The organism is Streptomyces pactum (assembly GCF_016031615.1).
In the GTDB taxonomy this organism is placed as follows: Bacteria; Actinomycetota; Actinomycetes; order Streptomycetales; family Streptomycetaceae; genus Streptomyces; species Streptomyces pactus.
In genome coordinates, this window is record NZ_JACYXC010000001.1 from 1,548,444 (window position 1) to 1,568,344 (window position 19,901).

At 75.0% G+C, this 19,901-nt stretch carries 13 protein-coding genes; 3 read left to right on the plus strand and 10 right to left on the minus strand.

Annotation, left to right across the window (positions count from 1 at the left end):
- Nucleotides 1-240 precede the first annotated feature (240 nt).
- The 10 genes from IHE55_RS06125 to rsmH form a co-directional block, all read right to left on the minus strand.
- Nucleotides 241-1,038 (minus strand): cell division protein FtsQ/DivIB, encoded by a 798-nt coding sequence (locus IHE55_RS06125; RefSeq protein WP_197988099.1) that lies wholly within the window; start codon nucleotides 1,036-1,038, stop codon nucleotides 241-243.
- Between the two features lie 80 nt (nucleotides 1,039-1,118).
- The gene (murG, locus tag IHE55_RS06130) at nucleotides 1,119-2,213 is read right to left on the minus strand and encodes an undecaprenyldiphospho-muramoylpentapeptide beta-N-acetylglucosaminyltransferase (RefSeq protein ID WP_197988100.1); all 1,095 of its coding nucleotides are present in this window, start codon (nucleotides 2,211-2,213) and stop codon (nucleotides 1,119-1,121) included.
- A 6-nt stretch (nucleotides 2,214-2,219) separates the two neighbouring features.
- Nucleotides 2,220-3,629: a putative lipid II flippase FtsW gene (ftsW, locus tag IHE55_RS06135; RefSeq protein WP_197988101.1), complete on the minus strand. Its 1,410-nt coding sequence runs from the start codon at nucleotides 3,627-3,629 to the stop codon at nucleotides 2,220-2,222.
- A 57-nt stretch (nucleotides 3,630-3,686) separates the two neighbouring features.
- On the minus strand, nucleotides 3,687-5,171 hold the full coding sequence (murD, locus tag IHE55_RS06140) for a UDP-N-acetylmuramoyl-L-alanine--D-glutamate ligase (protein WP_197988102.1): 1,485 nt from the start codon (nucleotides 5,169-5,171) through the stop codon (nucleotides 3,687-3,689).
- Nucleotides 5,168-6,232 carry a phospho-N-acetylmuramoyl-pentapeptide-transferase gene (mraY, locus tag IHE55_RS06145; RefSeq protein WP_197991813.1) on the minus strand — a complete coding sequence of 355 codons (1,065 nt, stop codon included), beginning with the start codon at nucleotides 6,230-6,232 and terminating at the stop codon, nucleotides 5,168-5,170. The genes murD and mraY overlap by 4 nt, the downstream gene beginning before the upstream one ends.
- A complete protein-coding gene (locus IHE55_RS06150; RefSeq protein ID WP_197988103.1) occupies nucleotides 6,229-7,659 on the minus strand; it encodes a UDP-N-acetylmuramoyl-tripeptide--D-alanyl-D-alanine ligase in 1,431 nt (476 codons plus the stop codon). The genes mraY and IHE55_RS06150 overlap by 4 nt, the downstream gene beginning before the upstream one ends.
- 63 nt (nucleotides 7,660-7,722) lie before the next feature.
- Nucleotides 7,723-9,420, minus strand: coding sequence for a UDP-N-acetylmuramoyl-L-alanyl-D-glutamate--2,6-diaminopimelate ligase (locus IHE55_RS06155; protein ID WP_197988104.1), 1,698 nt, complete (start codon nucleotides 9,418-9,420; stop codon nucleotides 7,723-7,725).
- Nucleotides 9,421-9,430: 10 nt separating this feature from the next.
- The gene (locus IHE55_RS06160) at nucleotides 9,431-11,410 is read right to left on the minus strand and encodes a peptidoglycan D,D-transpeptidase FtsI family protein (RefSeq protein WP_197988105.1); all 1,980 of its coding nucleotides are present in this window, start codon (nucleotides 11,408-11,410) and stop codon (nucleotides 9,431-9,433) included.
- Nucleotides 11,407-11,931, minus strand: a complete 525-nt coding sequence (gene ftsL, locus IHE55_RS06165; RefSeq protein WP_307826532.1) for a cell division protein FtsL — start codon at nucleotides 11,929-11,931, stop codon at nucleotides 11,407-11,409. Before ftsL ends, IHE55_RS06160 begins: the two co-directional genes overlap by 4 nt.
- Nucleotides 11,932-12,127: 196 nt before the next feature.
- Nucleotides 12,128-13,087 (minus strand): 16S rRNA (cytosine(1402)-N(4))-methyltransferase RsmH, encoded by a 960-nt coding sequence (gene rsmH, locus IHE55_RS06170; RefSeq protein ID WP_197988106.1) that lies wholly within the window; start codon nucleotides 13,085-13,087, stop codon nucleotides 12,128-12,130.
- An 854-nt stretch (nucleotides 13,088-13,941) separates the two neighbouring features.
- Here rsmH and IHE55_RS06175 point away from each other — a divergent pair.
- The 3 genes from IHE55_RS06175 to IHE55_RS06185 are packed head-to-tail and all read left to right on the plus strand — an operon-like array spanning nucleotide 13,942 to nucleotide 18,961.
- Complete coding sequence (locus IHE55_RS06175; protein ID WP_197988107.1) at nucleotides 13,942-15,126, plus strand: AAA family ATPase; 1,185 nt, start codon at nucleotides 13,942-13,944, stop codon at nucleotides 15,124-15,126.
- Complete coding sequence (locus tag IHE55_RS06180) at nucleotides 15,126-16,502, plus strand: DUF58 domain-containing protein (protein WP_197988108.1); 1,377 nt, start codon at nucleotides 15,126-15,128, stop codon at nucleotides 16,500-16,502. The genes IHE55_RS06175 and IHE55_RS06180 overlap by 1 nt, the downstream gene beginning before the upstream one ends.
- Entirely contained in the window at nucleotides 16,499-18,961 is a 2,463-nt protein-coding gene (locus tag IHE55_RS06185) for a transglutaminase TgpA family protein (RefSeq protein ID WP_197988109.1), read from the plus strand. The genes IHE55_RS06180 and IHE55_RS06185 overlap by 4 nt, the downstream gene beginning before the upstream one ends.
- Nucleotides 18,962-19,901: the final 940 nt, after the last annotated feature.

Below are 19,901 nucleotides of genomic sequence, written 5' to 3' on the forward strand. Positions count from 1 at the left end.
GCGGTGCGCCGACTGATGCCGAATGGGGCGGTCCTCTTGGCCGACCCCAACCCTAAAGGTGAAGTTTAGGGTTAACCGTGCTGCTGTTCCCTGGGTTCTTGGGACAGGACACTAAGTCGACAAGCGGCGCGCGTTCAATGAACACGCCGAACCTCCCGTTTTTCTTTTCACCCTATGTGATCACCCCTGAGGGTGGCCAACCCGGGGGCCGACCCACCGGACCGCATACCCGCCCCGGCGTCAACTATCAGCCACCGCAGGGGCACTGGGCGCACTCACGTCGAAGTGCCGCCCCTCCGGAACGGCTTTCAGCAGCGCGCTCAGGGCCCTCGCCTTGGCCGCGCCCCGCTCGCCGCTGCCCCACATCACCGTACGGTCGCCGGCCAACTCCACGGTGATGGAGTCGTAGGAGCGGACCCGGACCACCCGGGCGTCCCGGCGGACCGGGGCGGGGAGCGCGACGGCCACCCGCACGCCCTCCCGGCGCAGCCGGTCGGCGCCGAACCGGCGGGTGCTCGGGGTGGCCGCCCCGGTGTCCAGCGCGAGGACCGGAACGCCCGCGGGGGCCTTGGCGGAGGTGGCGAAACGGACGCCCTCCCGGTCCACCTCGGTGTACCGGCGGCCGGACCGGATCACGGCCACGGCCTTCCGTTCGGTTACCTCCAGGCGGATGGTGTGCGGCCAGGAGCGGACCACGTCCACCTCCGCGACGCGGGGCAGCCGGCTTCGCAGCCGGTCCGCGACGGCCCCGGTGTCCACCGACGCCATCGGGGTGTCCAGCGGCACCTCGGCGGCCTCGCGCACCGCCGCGGGGGTGAGTGCCCGGGTGCCGGTGACCGTCACCCGCTCGGCCCGGAGCCAGCCCGAGCCGTAGACCACCCAGGTGCCCGCGCCGCCCAGCAGCACCGCGGCGACCAGGGCCAGCACCACGGTGCGGCGGTCCGGGCGGCGCAGCCGCCGGCGCCGGGGTCCGGGCGGCGCCGGCCGGGCCACCGGGGCCCGTCGTCCGTTGCGCTCGGCGGTCCTGGGTCCGGCCACGCTGCCTGCCTCCTTCCGCCGAGGTGCCCGGGGCGGCCCCGGGCACCTCCTGCCTCACGCCTGGCGGCGCACCCGCCCGGTCAGCCCCTGCGGCGCTGGGCGATCGCCTCGTACACCATGCCGACGAGCAGTTCGTCGGCGTCCCGGCGGCCGAACTCGGCGGCGCGCCGCGACATCTCGTACAGCCGGTGCGGGTCTCCGAGCACCGGGAGCACGTTGCTCTGCACCCACTCGGGGCTCAGCTCGGCGTCGTCGACGAGCAGGCCGCCGCCCGCCTTGACCACCGGCTGGGCGTTGAGCCGCTGCTCGCCGTTGCCGATCGGCAGCGGGACGTAGGCGGCGGGCAGCCCGACGGCGGAGAGTTCGGCGACGGTCATCGCGCCCGCGCGGCAGAGCATCATGTCGGCAGCGGCGTACGCGAGGTCCATCCGGTCCACATACGATACCGGGATGTAAGGCGGCATTCCGGGCATGTTGTCCACGCGCGGCAGTTCGTTCTTCGGGCCGACCGCGTGCAGGATCTGGATGCCGGAGCGCTGCAGGAACGGGGCGACGGTCTGGACCACCTCGTTGAGCCGGCGGGCGCCCTGGGACCCTCCGGAGACCAGCAGGGTGGGCAGGTTGGGGTCGAGCCCGAACGCCGCGCGGGCCTGGGGCCGCAGCGCCGCCCGGTCCAGGGTGGCGATGGACCGGCGCAGCGGGATGCCCACGTACCGGGCGTTGCGCAGCTTGCTGTCCGGGGTGCTGACCGCGACGAAGGTGGCGTAGCGGGAGCCGATCTTGTTGGCCAGGCCCGGCCGGGCGTTCGCCTCGTGCACCACGATGGGGACCCCGAGGCGCTTGGCGGCCAGGTAGCCGGGCAGCGCCACGTAGCCGCCGAAGCCGACGACGCAGTCGGCCTTGGTGCGCTCCAGGATCTGCTCGGCGGCCTTGATGGTGCCGCGCAGCCGCCCGGGGACGGTGATCAGCTCGGGTGTCGGCTTACGGGGCAGCGGGACCGCCGGGATGAGCCCGAGTTCGTAACCCCGCTCGGGTACGAGCCGCGTTTCGAGCCCCCGCTCCGTGCCGAGCGCCGTGATCCCCACGGTCGGGTCCTGCCTCCGCAGGGCGTCCGCGAGGGCGAGCGCGGGCTCGATGTGGCCGGCGGTCCCCCCACCGGCGAGTACGACATGCACCGAAATTCACCGCTCTCCGGACGGCCGCTTCTTGACGCGCCGTCTCATCGTCTTCCATCTCAGCCCAGCCCGCTTCTTACCGAACACAGGCTGCCGCATGGCCAGGGCCGCCCGGGCACCGGGTTCCGACCGCGCGAAGGCGATCAGCAGTCCGATGGCGAACATGGTCGGCAGCAGGGCGGACCCTCCGTAGGAGAACAGCGGGAGCGGGACGCCGGCGATCGGCAGCAGACCGAGCACCGCACCGATGTTGACCACGGCCTGGGCCATGATCCAGCAGGTCACGCCTCCCGCGGCGTACCTCACGAAGGGGTCCTCCGTGCGTCCGGCCACGCGGATACCCGCATAGCCTAGAGCCGTGAAGAGGGCGAGGACCGACAGTGTCCCCGCGAGGCCGAGTTCCTCCCCGGTAATGGCGAAGATGAAGTCGGTGTGAGGTTCGGGGAGTTCACCCCATTTCTCCATGCTGGCGCCCAGCCCGGAGCCGAACCAGCCGCCGTTGGCCAGCGCGTAGATGCCGTGCACGGCCTGCCAGCACTGGTCCCCCGGCCCGGGCTCGGTGGCCAGGGTGCACGCGAGCCGGGACATGCGGTTGGAGCTGGTCTTGATCAGCAGGAAGCCGATGAGCGCGGCGCAGCCCAGCACACCGGCGAACAGCCGGGTGGGCGCGCCCGCCAGCCACAGCAGCCCGAAGAGGATCGCGGTGAGGATCATCGCGGTGCCCATGTCCCCGCCCAGCATGATCAGGCCGAGCAGGATGAAGGTGGCCGGAACCAGCGGTACCAGCAGGTGCTTCCACTGGGCCAGCAGCCGCTTGTCCTGTTTGCGGGCGAGCAGGTCCGCGCCCCACAGCACCAGCGCCAGCTTGCCGAACTCGCTCGGCTGGAGCTGGAAGGGGCCGAAGGCGATCCAGTTCTGGTTGCCGTTGACCGCCACCCCCATCCCGGGCACCTGCACCAGGCACATCAGGAAGACGGAGGCCGCCAGCAGCGGGTAGGCCAGCGCCCGGTGCACCCGGACCGGGGTGCGGGCCGCGAAGAACATCAGCACCCCGCCCAGCACGGCCGCCAGCAGCTGCTTGCGGAAGAAGTGGGAGGGCGCCAGCCCGGACTGCAGGGCCTTGATCTGCGAGGCCGAGTAGACCATCACCAGGCCCAGCACGATGATCAGCAGGCTGCCGCCGAGGATCACGTAGTAGGCGGTGAGCGGCCGGTCCCAGGCCCGCCGGACCTTCTCCAGCAGCTGGCGCGGCCCGCGGCCGGACGGGGCGCGGCCGGCCCGCGGCACCGGCGCCGCGGGACGCCGCGCGGCAGGCCGCGGGCGGGCGCCGGGCGCCGGGCGGGCCGGCCCCGCGGGGCGTGCCCGGCCCCGCACGGCGCCCGCCCGGGGCCGGGCCGCGGACTCGTCACGAGACATCTCGTCGCATCCCTCCGTCAGGCCCGCGCCGGCGGTCCTCGCGCAGGGAGCCGCGGGTCAGTGCCCTGGACAATCCTGGGCGGGACCCTCGCCGCCGGCCGCCAGTTCGCGGACGGCGGCGGCGAAGGCGTCGCCGCGGGCGTTGTAGTTCACGAACATGTCCATCGAGGCGCAGGCCGGGGCCAGCAGGACGGTGTCTCCCGGCCGGGCGAGCCGCGCCGCCTCCCGTACGGCCGCCGCCATCGCCCCAGTGTCGGTCCGGTCGAGGTCCACCACCGGGACCTCGGGGGCGTGTCGCGCCAGCGCGTCGCGGATCAGCGCCCGGTCGGCGCCGATCAGGACCACCCCGCGCAGCCGGTCCGCACAGTCGCGCACCAGCTCGTCGAAGGCGGCTCCCTTGGCCAGGCCGCCGGCGATCCACACGATCGGCCGGTACGCCGCCAACGACGCCTGGGCGGCGTGGGTGTTGGTGGCCTTGGAGTCGTCGATCCAGGTGACCTCGCCGGTCCGGGCGACGAACTCGATGCGGTGCGGGTCGGGGCGGAAGGCCCGCAGCCCGTCCCGTACCGCCGCCGGCGTCACGCCCCAGGCGCGTGCCAGGGCCGCCGCCGCCAGCGCGTTGGCGATGTTGTGCGGGGCGGGCGGCGGGGCCTGGTCCGCGCCGCGGGCGGCGGCGCCGATGTCGGTGATCTGCGCCAGCTCCTGCGCCTGCCGGTGCCGGTCGGCCACGAAGGCGCGGTCCACCAGCAGGTCGTCCACCAGGCCCAGCTGGGACGGGCCCGGGGTGCCCAGGGTGAAGCCGATGGCGCGGCAGCCCTCCTCCACGTCGGCTGCGCGCACCAGCTCCTCGGTCGCCGGGTCGGCGGTGTTGTACACGCACGCCACCCGGTTGCCCTCGTAGATCCGGCCCTTGTCGGCCGCGTAGGCGGCCATCGAGCCGTGCCAGTCGAGGTGGTCGGGGGCGAGGTTGAGCACGGCCGCGGAGTGCGCCCGTACCGAGGGCGCCCAGTGCAGCTGGTAGCTGGACAGTTCCACGGCGAGCACGTCGTACTCCGCGTCCCCGGTGACCACGTCGAGCAGCGAGACGCCGATGTTGCCGACGGCGGCGGTGCGCAGCCCGGCGGCGCCGAGGATGGACTCCAGCATCCGGACGGTGGTCGTCTTGCCGTTGGTGCCGGTGACCGCGAGCCAGGGCGCCGGCTTCCGCGCCGGGTCCCGGTCCCGCAGCCGCCAGGCCAGCTCCACGTCGCCCCAGACCGGGACGCCGGCCGCCGCGGCGGCGGCGAACAGCGGGGAGGCGGGCTTCCAGCCGGGGGTGGTGACCACCAGTTCGGTGCCGGCGGGCAGGGTGGCCCCGTCGCCGAGGCGCACGGTCACCCCGAGCGCCTCCAGCTCGCCGGCCTGGGTCCGTTCGCGGGGTCCGTCGCCGCCGTTGACGACGGTGACCTCGGCGCCCAGCTCGCGCAGCACCCGCGCGGCGGGGACACCGGAGACGCCGAGTCCGGCGACGGTGACGTGCTTGCCGTGGAAGTCCGGGGTCACTTCGCCGCCCGCCAGCCCGCGTAGAAGATGCCGAGGCCGACGATCACGCACATGCCCTGGATGATCCAGAATCTGACCACCACCAGGACTTCGCTCCAGCCCTTCAGTTCGAAGTGGTGCTGGAGTGGCGCCATCCGGAACACCCGCCGGCCGGTGAGCCGGAAGGAGCCGACCTGGATGACCACGGACATGGTGATCAGCACGAACAGGCCGCCGAGGATGGCGAGCAGCAGTTCGGTGCGCGAACAGATGGCCAGACCGGCGAGCGCGCCGCCGAGCGCGAGCGAGCCGGTGTCCCCCATGAAGATCTTCGCCGGAGAGGTGTTCCACCACAGGAAGCCGAAGCAGGCACCCATCAGGGCGGAGGCCACCACGGCCAGGTCGAGCGGGTCGCGCACCTCGTAGCAGGCCGGGCCGGCCGTGGGCTGGTTGGCGCAGGACTCCTGGAACTGCCACACGCCTATGAAGGTGTACGCCCCGAACACCATCACCGAGGCACCGGTGGCCAGGCCGTCGAGACCGTCGGTGAGGTTCACGCCGTTGGACATCGCCAGGATCATGAACAGCGCCCAGATGACGAAGATCACCGGGCCGATCTGCCAGCCGAAGTCCTGGGTGAAGGAGAGCCGGTCGGAGGCCGGCGTCTGGTTCCGCGAGTCGGCGAAGTTCAGCGACAGGATCGCGAAGGCGACACCCACGATGAGCTGGCCGGCCATCTTCGCCTTGGCGCGCAGGCCCAGGCTCCGCTGCTTGACGATCTTGATGTAGTCGTCCAGGAAGCCGACCAGGCCCATGCCGGCGAAGAGGAAGAGCACCAGGACCCCGGAGAACGTGGGGTCGCTGGAGGTGATCACCTTCGTCAGGGCGTACGCGATGATCGTCGCCAGGATGAAGGAGATACCGCCCATGGTGGGCGTGCCCTTCTTGCTGCCGTGGCTGCGCGGGCCGTCGTCCCGGATGTACTGACCGTAGCCCTTCCGGGCCAGCAGCTTGATCAGCAGCGGCGTGCCGATCAGCGTCAGGAAGAGCCCGATGGCTCCGGAGAAGAGGATCTGCCTCATGCCCATCGGCCGGCGACCTCGCCCTCACCATCGAGCAGTTCCAGCGCGACCCGCTCCAACCCCACCGACCTGGAAGCCTTCACCAGCACGACGTCCCCCGGGCGCAGTTCTCTGCGCAACAGGTCGATCGCCGCCCGCACGTCGGACACGTGCACCGACTCCTCACCCCACGAACCCTCGTTCTTGGCGCCCATGTCGAGCCAGGCGGCCTCCTGGCCGCCGACCGCCACGAGCTTGCTGACGTTGAGCCGGACGGCCAGCCGTCCGACCGCGTCGTGCTCGGCGAGTGACTCCTCGCCCAGCTCGGCCATCTGGCCCAGCACCGCCCACGTCCGCGCTCCCTGGGCCTGTCTGGCACGGCCCATCGCGGCCAGCGCGCGCAGCGCGGCTCGCATGGAGTCCGGGTTCGCGTTGTAGGCGTCGTTGACGACCGTCACGCCGTCCGCCCGCTCGGTGACCTCCATACGCCAGCGGGACAGCTGCCCGGCCTCGGAGAGCGCCTGGGCGATCTCCGACACGGGCATACCCGACTCATGCGCGACGGCGGCTGCGGCAAGCGCGTTCGACACGTGGTGCTCACCGTACAGGCGCAAGGTCACGTCGCTGCACCCGGTGGGGGTGTGAAGCGTGAAGGAGGGCTGACCTACCGTAGTGAGACGGACATTCTCGGCGCGGATGTCGGCGTCCTCGGCCTCGCCGAACAGCACGACGCGCGCCTTGGTGCGGTCCCGCATGGCACGCACCAGCGGGTCGTCCGCGTTGAGCACGGCCACGCCGCCGGCCCCGGCGTCCGGGAGCGCCTCGACGAGTTCGCCCTTGGCCAGGGCGATCCGGTCGCGGCCGCCGAACTCCCCCAGGTGCGCGGTGCCCACGTTGAGGACCAGGCCGATGCGCGGCGGGGTGAGGCCGGTGAGGTACCGGATGTGGCCCACGCCGCGGGCGCCCATCTCCAGCACCAGGTGCCGGGTGGTCCCGTCGGCCCGCAGTGCGGTCAGCGGCAGGCCGATCTCGTTGTTGAGCGACCCCGGTGTCCACACGGTGGGCGCGTGCCGCTGGAGGACCTGGGCGATGAGGTCCTTGGTGCTGGTCTTGCCGGAGGAGCCGGTGAGGGCCACCACGGTGGCGCCCAGCCGCTCCACGACGGCCCGGGCCAGCGCGCCCAGGGCCTTCTCGACGTCGTCCACCACGATCGCCGGCGCGCCCACCGGGCGGGCGGCCAGCACGGCCACGGCGCCCGCCTGCACCGCCCGTGCGGCGAACTCGTGGCCGTCCACGCGCTCCCCGGAGAAGGCGGCGAAGAGGGAGCCGGGTACCGCCTCGCGGGAGTCGATCACCACCGGTCCGGTGACCCGCTGCTCCGGGTCCGGTACGTCGTGCGGCCGTCCACCGACGATCCCGGCGATCTCGGCGAGGGACAGGGGGATCACAGGTCACCCCCGGTGGTCCGGGAAGGCGTCCTGGGGGAGGCTGGTGCGCGCATGTCGATCAAGTCATCCCTGGTCGTGACGGTGCGGTGCGGTGGGCGCGGACGCGTCGGCGGTCCGGGACCGCTCGATGGCCCGGCGCAGGACCTGGCGGTCGTCGAAGGGGCGTACCACCCCGGCGATGTCCTGGCCCAGCTCGTGGCCCTTGCCGGCGACGAGGACGGTGTCACCGGGCCGGGCCCGTGCCACCGCGGCGGCGATGGCGGCGGCCCGGTCGGCGTCCACCAGCACCTCGCCGCGCTCGTGGGCGGGCACCGAGGCGGCGCCGGCGAGCATGGTGGACAGGATCGCCAGCGGGTCCTCGGAGCGGGGGTTGTCCGAGGTGAGCACGGCGGTGTCGGCGTACCGGGCCACCGCCGCGCCCATCGGGGCACGTTTGTGCGTGTCGCGGTCGCCGCCGCAGCCGAGCACGGCGTGCAGCCGGCCCTTGGTCACCTTGCGCAGCGAGCGCAGGACCGATTCCACGGCGTCGGTCTTGTGGGCGTAGTCCACCACCGCGAGGTAGGGCTGTCCGGCGTCCACCCGCTCCAGCCGGCCCGGGACGCCGGGGACGGCGGCCACGCCGTCGGCGGCGGTCTGCGGGTCCACCCCGGCGACCGCCAGGGCGGTGACCGCGGCGAGGGCGTTGGCGACGTTGAACGGGCCGGGGATCGGGGCGGCGGCGCGGATCCGCCGGCCGCCGGGGCCGACGATGGTGAACGTCGAGTCCAGCGCGCCGTACTCCACGTCCTCGGCACGCCAGTCGGCGTCCGGGTGGCCCTCGGCGGAGAAGGTGGTGACCGGGACCTCGCTCAGCCCGACCAGGCGCCGGCCGTACTCGTCGTCGAGGTTGACGACCGCGGCCCGGCTCCGGGCGCGGGTGAACAGCCGCGCCTTGGCCCGGAAGTAGTCCTCCATGTCGGAGTGGAACTCCATGTGCTCCGGGCTGAGGTTGTTGAAGACCGCCACGTCGAAGACGCAGCCGTCCACCCGGCCGAGCACCAGGGCGTGGCTGGAGACCTCCATGACCAGGGAGCGCACGCCGCGCTCCCGGGCGACCGCGAACAGCGCCTGGAGGTCGGTGGCCTCGGGGGTGGTGCGCTCGGACTTCACCCGTTCACCGGCGATCCGCGACTCCACGGTGCCGATCAGGCCGGTCCGCTCCTCACCGCCCGCGGCCGCCCGCAGCCCTCCTTCGACGAGGTAGGCGGTGGTGGTCTTGCCGGAGGTGCCGGTGATGCCGATCTGGAGCAGGTCCCGGCCGGGCTCGCCGTAGATGGTGGCGGCCAGGGCGCCCATCCGCCCCCGGGGGTCGGGCACGGTGAGCACCGGCAGGCCGGCGGCCTCGGCCCGCTCCCGGCCGGCCGGGTCGGTCAGCACCGCGACGGCCCCCAGGTCCGCGGCCTGGGCGGCGAAGTCGGCGCCGTGGACCCGGGCGCCGGGCAGCGCCGCGTACAGGTCGCCGGGGCGCACCGCTCGCGAGTCGTGCGTGATCCCGGTGACCGGCTCCCCCTCCGGGGCCGGGATGCCCAGCTGATCGGCGAGCTCCCGCAACGGGACCGGGAGCACCTTGGCAGGACGGGGCGCTCCCGGGAAACTCGCGGGAACGTCGTTCGGAGAGGTTTGGGACTGATCAGCATGTGGCACGGCGGTGAGCGTACCGGGCGTACCCGCCTGGTCGCGAAATCGGCACCGGTTCCCGGAGTGGGGCGTGATCGTCGTCACGGTGTGCCGTTCAGGACCGCGGGGAGTAGCTCACCGGCAGCCGGGCGGGCTCCTTCCCGGAGGGCGGGACCCGCAGCGTCTTCAGCGCGAACTCCATGACCTGCTTGAAGACCGGGCCGCAGACCTGGCCTCCGAAGTAGCTGCCGCTGGTCGGGTTCTGGACCGCGCAGTAGACCGTCACCCGCGGCTGGTCGGCGGGGGCGAAACCGGCGAAGGAGGCCGTGTAGCCGTGGTAGCGGCCGGTCTTCGGATCCACCCGGTTGGACGTGCCGGTCTTGCCGGCCACCCGGTAGCCGGCGATCTTCGCCCGGGTGCCGGTGCCCTCGTGGTCGTCCACCACCGACTCCAGCATGGCGGACAGGGTGCGGGCGGTCTTCCCGCTCACCACCCGGGTCCGCTCCGGGGCCGGTGCCGGGGTGAACCCGCCGTCCGGTCCGCGGGTGCCGCGCACCAGGGACGGGGCGATGCGCACGCCGCCGTTGGCGATGGTGGAGTACACCGAGGTGGCCTGCACCGCGTTGAGGGACAGGCCCTGGCCGAACGGGATGGTGTACTGCTGGGAGGCGTTCCAGTCCTCCGGGGCCGCGAGGATGCCCCTGGTCTCGCCGGGGAAGTTGAGCCCGGTGGCCCGGCCGATGCCGAATTTCCGCAGGTAGGAGTGGAGCACCCGGTTGGCCTCGGGCTGGGTCCGGCCCAGCTGCTCGGTGGCGAGGATGGTGCCGATGTTGCTTGACTTGGCGAGCACCCCGTTGAGCGTCAGGTACCAGGTGGGGTGGTCCACGTCGTCGGCGAAGGCGCGGTCGGCGCGGGGCAGCCGGTTGGGCACCTCGACCCGGGTGTCCCAGCGGGCGGCGCCCTCCTCCAGCACCGCGGCCATGGACATCACCTTGCTGACGCTGCCCGGTTCGTAGGCGTCGGAGAGCGCGGCGTTGCCCAGCGCGGTGGAGTCGGCGCCCGCCACGTCGCCGGGGTCGAAGCCCGGGGCGTTGGCGAGGGCGAGGATCTGCCCGGTCCGGGTGTCCTGCACCACCACGTAGCCGCGGTCCGCCCGGGAGGCGCGGACCTGCTCGCCGATGGCGCGCTGGGCCGCCCACTGGATGTCCCGGTCGATGGTGAGTTCCACGTCCGAGCCGGGCACCGCGGGCTGCTCCTCCACGTCGGCCGTGGGCACCTGCCGGCCGCCGGACTGGGCGTAGACGCGCTTGCCGTCCTTGCCGGCGAGGGTCCGGTCCCACTGCCGTTCCACGCCGCCGGCGCCCTTGCCCTGGGCGTCCACGAAGCCCAGTATCCCGGCGGCCAGTTCCCCGTTGGGGTAGACGCGTTTGCTGTGCGCCTCGCGGTTGACCCCGGCGAGCACGTTGACCCCGCCGGTCCGCTCGGCCTTGTCGGCCAGGGCCTGCTTCAGGTCCTTGATCTGCTTCCACACCTGCGGGGTCTGCTGCCGCGCCAGGACCACGTACTGGGAGCGCGGGTTGGCGGTGAGCCGGCGCTCCAGCTCCGCCCGGTCGGCGCCGAGGATGGGGGCGAGCAGTTCGGCGGCCTGCCGCGGGGCGTCGTCGATCCCGGCGGTGGCGGGGGTCAGCAGGTCGGGCGCGGCGGTGATGTCGTAGGCGTCGACGGTGGTGGCCAGGGCGATCCCGGACCGGTCGGTGATGGTGCCGCGCTCGGCGGCCAGCCGCACCGGGACGTACCGGTTGACGTTGGCCTTGGAGGCGTAGTCGTCGGCGTCCACCGCCTGCACCTGGAGCAGCCGGACCGTGAAGGCCAGCATCACCAGGGTCAGCGCCAGGCTGATCAGCCGCAGCCGAGGGCGCGGGCTGCCCAGCCGCAGCGGCCGGGAGCCGGGCGTCCGCCGCGGCCGGGGGGCCGGGCGGGCGGCGGGCCGGCGGCCGGCCGGCGGCCGGGAGCCGGGCGTACGCGGGCGGGGGTCTCGCCGCGGGGCCGGGCCGGGCGCGGCACCCGCCGTCCGGGGGTCGCGCGGGGCGGTCATCCGGCCACCGCCGCGACGGGACGGAGCGGTCCGCGGAGGCACCGGGGGCGGTCCCCGGCGGTGCGGGGACGGCGGGAGCGCGTCCCGAGGGGTGCGGCATGTGCGTCACCTACCGGGGTCAGGGGGCGGGTCGCCGAGGGGTCCTGAGGGTGCCGGTGGTGGCCCAGGGCGGCCGGGGGGCGCGGGGCGCGCAGCACCGAGGAGGAGCCCGCCGGGTCCGGCACGCCGCGCACGGTGCCGTCCGGGCCGAGGAAGACCGGGCTGCCGCCGGGCACCATGCCCAGCTCCCGGGCCCGCCGCTCCAGCGCGTCGGGGGCGGAGAGCCGGTCCACCTCCTGCTGCAGGGCCTGCCGCTCGTCCTCCAGCTCGGTGGTCCGCCGCTCCAGCCGCTCCAGTTCGAAGGAGCCCTGGTTGAGGGCGGAGTTGAGCACCAGCAGGCTGATCAGCCCGGAGCCGAGGAGGACCACCACGAGCAGCACGAACGGCGTCCGCCGCGCCGTCCCGCCCCGGCCGGCACTCACCCGGCCTCCCCGGCCGGGGCCGGGCCACGGACGGGGGCGGGTACCGGGCCGCGGGCGGCCGCGGGTCCGGGCTCCGGGCGGCGGACGGCGGGTGCCGGACCGCGCGCGGCGGCGGGCTCCGGGCGGCGGGCCGTCACGGACACCGGACCGCGGACGGCCACGGGCGCCGGACCGCGGAGGGCGGCGGGCGCCTGGGTCACCGCAGGTCCTCCCGGATGCGTTCGGCGCCCCGCAGCCGGGCCGGGGCGGCCCGGCGGTTCTCCGCGACCTCGGCCTCGGTGGGCAGTTCGGCGCCGCGGGTGAGGAGCTTCAGCCGGGGCTGGTACTGCTCGGGCACGATCGGCAGCCCGGGCGGTGCGGTGTTGGCGGCACCGGCCGCGAACACCTGCTTGACCAGCCGGTCCTCCAGCGAGTGGTACGACAGGACGGCGATCCGGCCGCCGACGGCGAGCGCGGCGACCGCGGCCGGGACCGCGCGCTCCAGCACCGCCAGCTCCCCGTTGACCTCGATGCGCAGCGCCTGGAAGGTGCGCTTGGCGGGGTTGCCGCCGGTGCGCTTGGCGGCCTGCGGCAGCGCGGCCCGGATCAGCTCCACCAGCCGGGCGCTGGTGGTGAACGGTTCCTTCTCGCGTTCCCGGACCACCGCCTCGACGATCTTGCGGGCGAACTTCTCCTCGCCGTAGGCGCGCAGGATGCGCACCAGTTCGCCGGGCGGGTAGGTGTTGAGGACCTCGGCGGCGCTGATGCCGGTGCTCTGGTCCATCCGCATGTCCAGCGGCGCGTCCTGGGCGTAGGCGAAGCCGCGCTCGGCCTCGTCCAGTTGCATGGAGGAGACACCGAGGTCGAACAGGACGCCCTGCACCTTGGGGATGCCGAGCCGCTCCAGCACCTGGGGCAGTTCGTCGTAGACGGCGTGCACCAGGGTGGCGCGGTCCCCGTAGGGCGCGAGCCGTTCGGCGGAGAGCCGCAGCGCCGCCGGGTCGCGGTCGAGGGCGACGAGCCGGGCGGCGGGGAAGGTGGCGAGCAGCGCCTCGCTGTGCCCGCCCAGGCCCAGGGTGCAGTCGACCACCACCGCCCCCGGCTCGGCGAGGGCGGGAGCGAGCATGTCCAGACAGCGCTGGAGCATGACGGGAACGTGGAGAGCGTTGCTGCTCATGCGCCCTTCTGCAGGTCCGGCGCGAGAGGTACGCACCGCCGGGTCCCCGCCCGCTCGAAGGGGAAGCGGCCCACTGGCGCCGGGGAAGTGACGTCAGGAGGCCGGGGAGCGGGAGGAGGCCGAGTGGTACGTACGCGCCGCGCACGTGCGATGTTTCGGTGTCGGTGTCCCAGGGGAGCGTCACGCCTCCCACTTCGCGTCACTTTAGTCCACTCGTCCCTTCGGTCAACCAACCGGTCGGCGCGTCCCGCGGCGGCCGCGCCCCCGCCCTGTCACCCGGTCGACACGACTCCTTCACCGGTGTGGGTCAGGTCACACGAATGCCGCGGGGGCCCCGGCCGGCCCCCGCCCGCCCGTGCCGCCGCCCGGCCGCACGCGTCCGCCGGGCGCAGCGACCGGCGCCCGCGGTCCGTCACCCGGACGCCGGTGTTCACGCCGCGGCGGTCCCCCGCCCGGCCGGCTCCCAGTCCCCCGCCTGCTCCTCCGGGCCCGCGGACGGGCGGACTTCCGAGGGGCAGGGCCGGTGCCGGGGAGGGCCCGGGCCCTTGGGTCCGGTCCGGGCTCCCCGTTCCCGCGCCACCGGGCCGATGTGCGAGGCTTCGTTCGATGTGCACACGGGCCCGCCGCGCGAGACCGACCCGGTCGGATCGCGGATTCGAGCCCGTAAACACGCCCCAATCGGGGCAATCCCGCCCATACGGATCTGGGTTATCCACAGGCGAGTGACGGGATGCCGCGGGGACGGCGAGAATGCGTTCGTGACATCGCCCCGTCACAGGGGCCGGGTGTCCGCGTTTCGGGGTGGGCCGGGTCCGTCATCGGGTTCTCGGTCCGGGAGGGCCGAGGAGGGCCGGGTGACGACCTATGACGAGCGGGCGAGCCAGGAGGGTGGTCCCGGCAGGGGGGAGTCCGCGCTCGGCGGGGAGCTGACCGCCACGGCGGAGCGGATCCGCGCCTCGGTGGAGAGCGTGATCGAGGGGAAGCCGGAGGTCGTGCGGCTCGCGCTCACGGTGCTGCTGGCCGAGGGGCACCTGCTGATCGAGGACGTCCCCGGGGTGGGCAAGACGATGCTGGCCAAGGCGCTGGCCCGGTCCGTGGACTGTTCGGTGCGCCGCATCCAGTTCACCCCGGACCTGCTCCCCTCGGACGTGACCGGGGTGAGCATCTACGACCAGCAGCGCAAGGAGTTCGAGTTCAAGCCGGGCGCCATCTTCGCGCAGATCGTGATCGGCGACGAGATCAACCGCGCCTCCCCCAAGACCCAGTCGGCGCTGCTGGAGTCGATGGAGGAGCGGCAGGTCACCATAGACGGGAAGACCTACGAGCTGCCCAGTCCGTTCATGGTGGTGGCCACCCAGAACCCGGTCGAGATGGAGGGCACCTACCCGCTGCCGGAGGCCCAGCGCGACCGGTTCATGGCCCGGGTCTCGATGGGGTACCCCGGTCCGGAGGCCGAGCTGCGGATGCTCGACGTCCACGGGTCGGTCTCGCCGCTGGACGCCATGCGGCCGGTCGCCGGGGCCAAGGACGTCGTCGGCCTGGTGGAGGCGGTGCGCGGCGTGCACGTGGCCGACGCGGTGCGGCGGTACACCGTCGAGCTGGTCGCGGCCACCCGTACCCACCCGGAGCTGCGACTGGGTGCCTCGCCGCGGGCCACGCTCCATCTGCTGCGGGCCGCGAAGGCCGCGGCGGCGCTGGCCGGCCGCGCCTACACCCTCCCGGACGACGTGCAGTCGCTGGCCGTCCCGGTGCTCGCGCACCGGCTGCTGCCGACCGCTCAGGCCCAGCTGAACCGGCGGACCTCCGAGCAGATCGTGCTGGAGATCCTGCAGCGCACCGCGGTGCCCACCGCGGCGCCGCGCGGAGCCGCGCCGGTGCCGCACCACACCATGGGGGCGGTGCCGCCGGCCGCGCCCCCGGCGATGCCGCCCGGGACGCCTCCGGGCGTGCCGCCGGCCGGTTTCGGCGCGCCGCCCGGCGACTTCGGCCTGCGGCCGGGTGAGTTCGGCCGGCAGCCGCCGGGCGCCCGGGGGTACTGATGGCCGCCTTCGGGGGGACCCCGCCGGCCGGCGGGGAGGAGGAGCCGGACGGGGTGCGCTCGGCCCTGTCCGGGCTGACCACCCGGGGCCGCTCCTTCCTGGCCGCCGGCATCGCCGCCGCGGTCTGCGCGTACGTGCTGGGCCAGCAGGACCTGCTGCGGGTGGGGCTGCTGCTCGCGGTGCTGCCGCTGGCCTGCGTGGGCGTGCTGTACCGCACCCGGCACCGGGTGGCGGGCACCCGGTGGCTGGGCCCGGCCCGGGTGCCGGTGGGCTCCGAGGCCCGGGTGCACCTGCGCATCGACAACGTCTCGCGGCTGCCCACCGGGCTGCTGATGCTCCAGGACCGGGTGCCCTACGTCCTCGGCCCGCGCCCCCGCTTCGTGCTGGACCGGATCGAGCCGTCCGGGCGGCGCGAGGTGTCCTACCGGGTCCGCGCCGAGCTGCGCGGCCACTATCCGCTGGGACCGCTGCAGCTGCGGCTGTCCGACCCGTTCGGCATGTGCGAGCTGACCCGCGGGTTCAGCACCCGGGACACCCTCACGGTGGTGCCGCGGGTCGAGCCGCTGCCCCCGGTGCGGCTGGCCGGCGAGGCCGCCGGCTACGGCGACGGACGGAGCCGCTCGCTGGCCCTGGCCGGCGAGGACGACGTGATTCCGCGCGGCTACCGGCACGGTGACGACCTGCGACGGGTCCACTGGCGCTCCACCGCCCGCTACGGCGAGCTGATGGTCCGCCGCGAGGAGCAGCCGCAGCGGGCGCACTGCACGGTGCTGCTCGACACCCGGGCCACCGCCCACCGGGGGGCCGGGCCGGACTCCGGGTTCGAATGGGCGGTCTCCGCCGCGGCGTCGGCGGCGATCCACCTGCTGGAGCGCGGGTACGCGGTCCGGCTGCTCACCGACACCGGCGGCACGGTGCCCGGCGGCGACCCGGCGAGCGGCTCCGCCGGCCCCGCCCTGGAGACGGCGGACACCGCCGGGATGCTGCTGGACGCCCTCGCCGTGGTGGGCCATTCGCAGGGCACCGGGCTGGCGCCCGCGTACGACGTGCTGCGGACCGGCGGGGCGGGGCTGCTGGTGGCGTTCTTCGGCGAGCTGGACGAGGAACAGGCCGCGCTCGCGGCCCGGATGCGGCGCCGCAGCGGTGCGGCGGTGGCCTTCGTGCTCGACCATCCCGCCTGGTCGCAGGGCGGACCGGCGGGCGCCGGGCAGCGGACCGAGGAGCGGCTGCGGGTCCTTCGCGAGGCGGGCTGGACGGCGCTGGCGGTGGGCCCGGGCGTACCGCTGGCCCATCTGTGGCGCCAGGCGGGGGCCGGCGGAAGCCGGCCGGACAACGGACCGGCGGCGGCAGCGGCCCGGACGGGGGTGTGGTCGTGAGTGGAAGCGTACGGCTGGCGGTGTTCGCGTCGCTGGCCACGATGGCGGCGGCGTGCGCGCTGACCCCGCTGGTCAACGCGTCGGGCTGGGTGGTCCAGGCGGCGCTGCTGCTGGCGGCCCAGGCCGCGGCGGGCGTCGCGGCCCGGCGGGTGCCGCTGCCCCGCCCGCTCACCGTGGCGGCCCAGCTGCTGGTCACGGTGGTGCTGTGCACCCTGGTCTTCACCCGCGGGCAGGCGTTCCTGGGGCTGCTGCCCAGCCCGTCGTCGATCGACCGGCTGGGGCTGCTGCTGCGGGACGGGGCCGACGACGTGGCGCTGTACGCCAGTCCGGCACCCCTGACCGACGGCATCCGGCTGCTGCTGGTCGGCGGGGTGCTGCTGATCGGTCTGGTGGTGGACGCCGTGGCGGTCACCTACCGCAGCGCCGCCCCCGCGGGGCTGCCGCTGCTGGCGCTGTACTCGGTCGCCGCCGGGCTCGCCGACGGCGACAAGGACTGGCTGTGGTTCCTGCTGGCCGCGAGCGGCTATCTGCTGCTCCTCCTGGCCGAGGGCCGGGACCGGCTCTCCCGGTGGGGCCGGGTCTTCACCGGCACCGGGGGCGGCCCGCCGGGCGCCGGCCACCGCCCGGCGGTCACCGAGGGCGGGTCGGCGAGCGCCCCGGTGCGCACCGGCCGCCGGATCGGGGCGCTGGCGCTGGGTGTCGCGCTGGCGGTGCCGGCGGTGCTGCCGTCGCTGGACGGCGGGCTGCTGGACGACGACGGCGGGGGTTCCGGGAAGGGCGGCGGCGGGGGCACCATCTCCGCGGTGAACCCGCTGGTGTCCCTCCAGGACAGCCTCAACCAGCCGGAGAACCGTGAGGTGCTGCGGTACCGGACCACCTCCGGGCGCACCCAGGACATGTACCTGCGGATCCTCGCGCTGGACTCGTTCGACGGCGCCACCTGGAAACCCTCGGAGCGCCCGGTGAGCGATGTGCCGGAGCGGTTCCCCTGGCCCGTGGGGCTGGACACCGGCGTCCGGACCACCAGCGTGAACACCACCGTCTCCGCCGCCGACTGGTACGCCCAGGACTGGCTCCCGATGCCCTACCCGGCCACCCGGGTGGAGATCGACGGACGCTGGCGGTACGAGCCGGAGGGCCGCACCGTGGTGGGCGACCACCGGCAGACCACCCGCGGCGTGCGCTACACCGTCTCCAGCATGCGGGTGGAGCCGACCGCCGGCCAGCTGGCCGCGGCACCGGAGCCGCCCCCGCGGCTGGTGGAGGAGTACACCCGGGTACCCGACTCGCTGCCGTCGGTGGTCCGCGACACGGCCCGCGAGGTGACCGCGGGGGCCGAGAACTCCTACGAGCAGGCGGTCCGGCTGCAGGACTGGTTCGCCTCCGACGGCGGGTTCCGCTACGACACCCAGGTGCGGGCCGGCAAGGGGCCGCAGGCGATCGCGAACTTCCTGCGGGACCGCGAGGGTTTCTGCGTCCACTTCTCGTTCTCGATGGCGGCCATGGCCCGCACGCTGGGCATCCCGGCACGGGTCGCGGTGGGCTTCACCCCGGGCACCGCCCAGACCGACGGCACCATGTCGGTCGGCATCCGGGACGCCCACGCCTGGCCGGAGCTGTACTTCGAGGGGCTGGGCTGGACCCGGTTCGAGCCCACCCCCAGCCGCGGCACCCGGCCGGTCTACACCGACACCCCGATACCCTCCGAGGACCCCGCCGACGTACCGGACCCCGAGCCCACCACCTCCGAGCGTCCCTCGGCGGAGCCGTCGGCGCAGGAGAGCTGCCCGCCGGTGGCCCGGAAGCAGGGCGACTGCGACACGGCCGCGGCGGCCCCGGCCGGCCAGGACTCCTCCGGGGGCTGGGGCGGCGACGCCCTCACCTGGGTGGTGGTGGCCGCGCTCGCGGTGGCCCTGCTGGTCGTACCACTGGCCCCGATGCTGTGGCGGCTGCGGACCCGCGCCGGACGGCTGGCCGGCCCGTCCGCACGCGCCCCGGCGGGCGGCCCGGACCCGGCGGGCGGCACGGCCGCCGCCGACCGGACACTCGCCGCCTGGCACGAGCTGATCGACACCGGCTGGGACCACGGCGTGGTACCGGACGACACCCTGAGTCCGCGGAGGGCGGTGGACCGGCTCGTCCGGCACGGGAAGCTGGAGCCCGACGCGGCGGAGGCCGCGCGGCGGGTGGCGGTCGCGGTGGAGGAGGTGCTGTACGCGCCGCATCCGCACCCGCTGCCGGGGCCGGCGGCCGACGTCCGGCTGGTGATCGCCGGGCTGCGGGCATCGGCCGACCGCCGGACGCGGCTGCGCGCACTGCTCGCTCCCCGCTCGTCCGTGCGGGTGGTGTGGGCCGCCTCACGGCGCTGGTCCTCCTGGACGGCACGCCGCCGCGCGTCCGCCGGCCGGTGGACGCAACGGGCGACCGCGCTGCGCCGCCCCGGCCGCCAACGCGGCTGACCGCCTCGGGACGCGCTCCCGGGCCGCGGCTCCCGGGCTGCGGCTCCCGGGGGCGCGCCCCTGGGCTGTGCGGCCCCGTGAAACGCAACTGCGCGGCTCCGGGAACCCGGCTCTCCCGGTGCGCCGGTTGCGGGGTGCCCAGGACGGGGTGCCGAGCCCGGACCCCAGGTCCTGGCGGCCGGCCGCCGGCCGCCTGCGCCGGGTCGCCGGACGGCCCGTCCGGAGTGACTCGCGTGACCGGGCCGCCTTCGGATTCCGTGGGCCGGGGTGGTGCCCCGCCCTCCCCGTGGTGCACGGGAGGTGCGCGGGACGGTCCCGTCGCCCTTCGGCCGGGAGTCGCGGCCTCGTTCCGGCTCCGGGTGCTCCGGGAGGGTCCCCGGGCGCTCCGGCGGGGGGCGCCGGGGCCCGGGGCCGGGTTGAGGCTCCGGGGAGCTTCCCGCCGGGTCCCGGGCGTGCCCCACCGGCCCCTGGGGGTCCGTCGGTCCCCGTCGTGCCCGACCCGGCCCCGCGCTGCCTCGTGTGAGGCTCGGGCAGTGCTCGGGCGTGGCTTCCGGGGATCCCCTGGCGGACATCCGGAGTCTCCGGCGCGGGGCGCCACACCGGAATTTCCGGCGCGGGGCCCGCCGCAGCCCCCGGGTGGGTTCCGGGAGGGAGGGGTTCGGCGGGCTGCCCGCCACGCTCCGGTGGCCGGAGCACGGCGGTCGGTGCCGAGGCGTCCCGGATCAGGTGCTCGGGGATGCCTCATCCAGCCATGGGGACCCGGGCCGAGCCGGGGTTCCCGGGCCGGCGCGCGGCGGGTGGACCGGCCCCGCGGCAAGGGCAGGGCTGCGGGAAACCGGGAGCCACGCACCCACCCGCAGAGACGGATGGCTGGGCCGCCCGCCCCCGGCCCGCGGGCACGGGCGTCTTCGGTGGCCCCGGGCGGGCAGCCGGAGCGAGG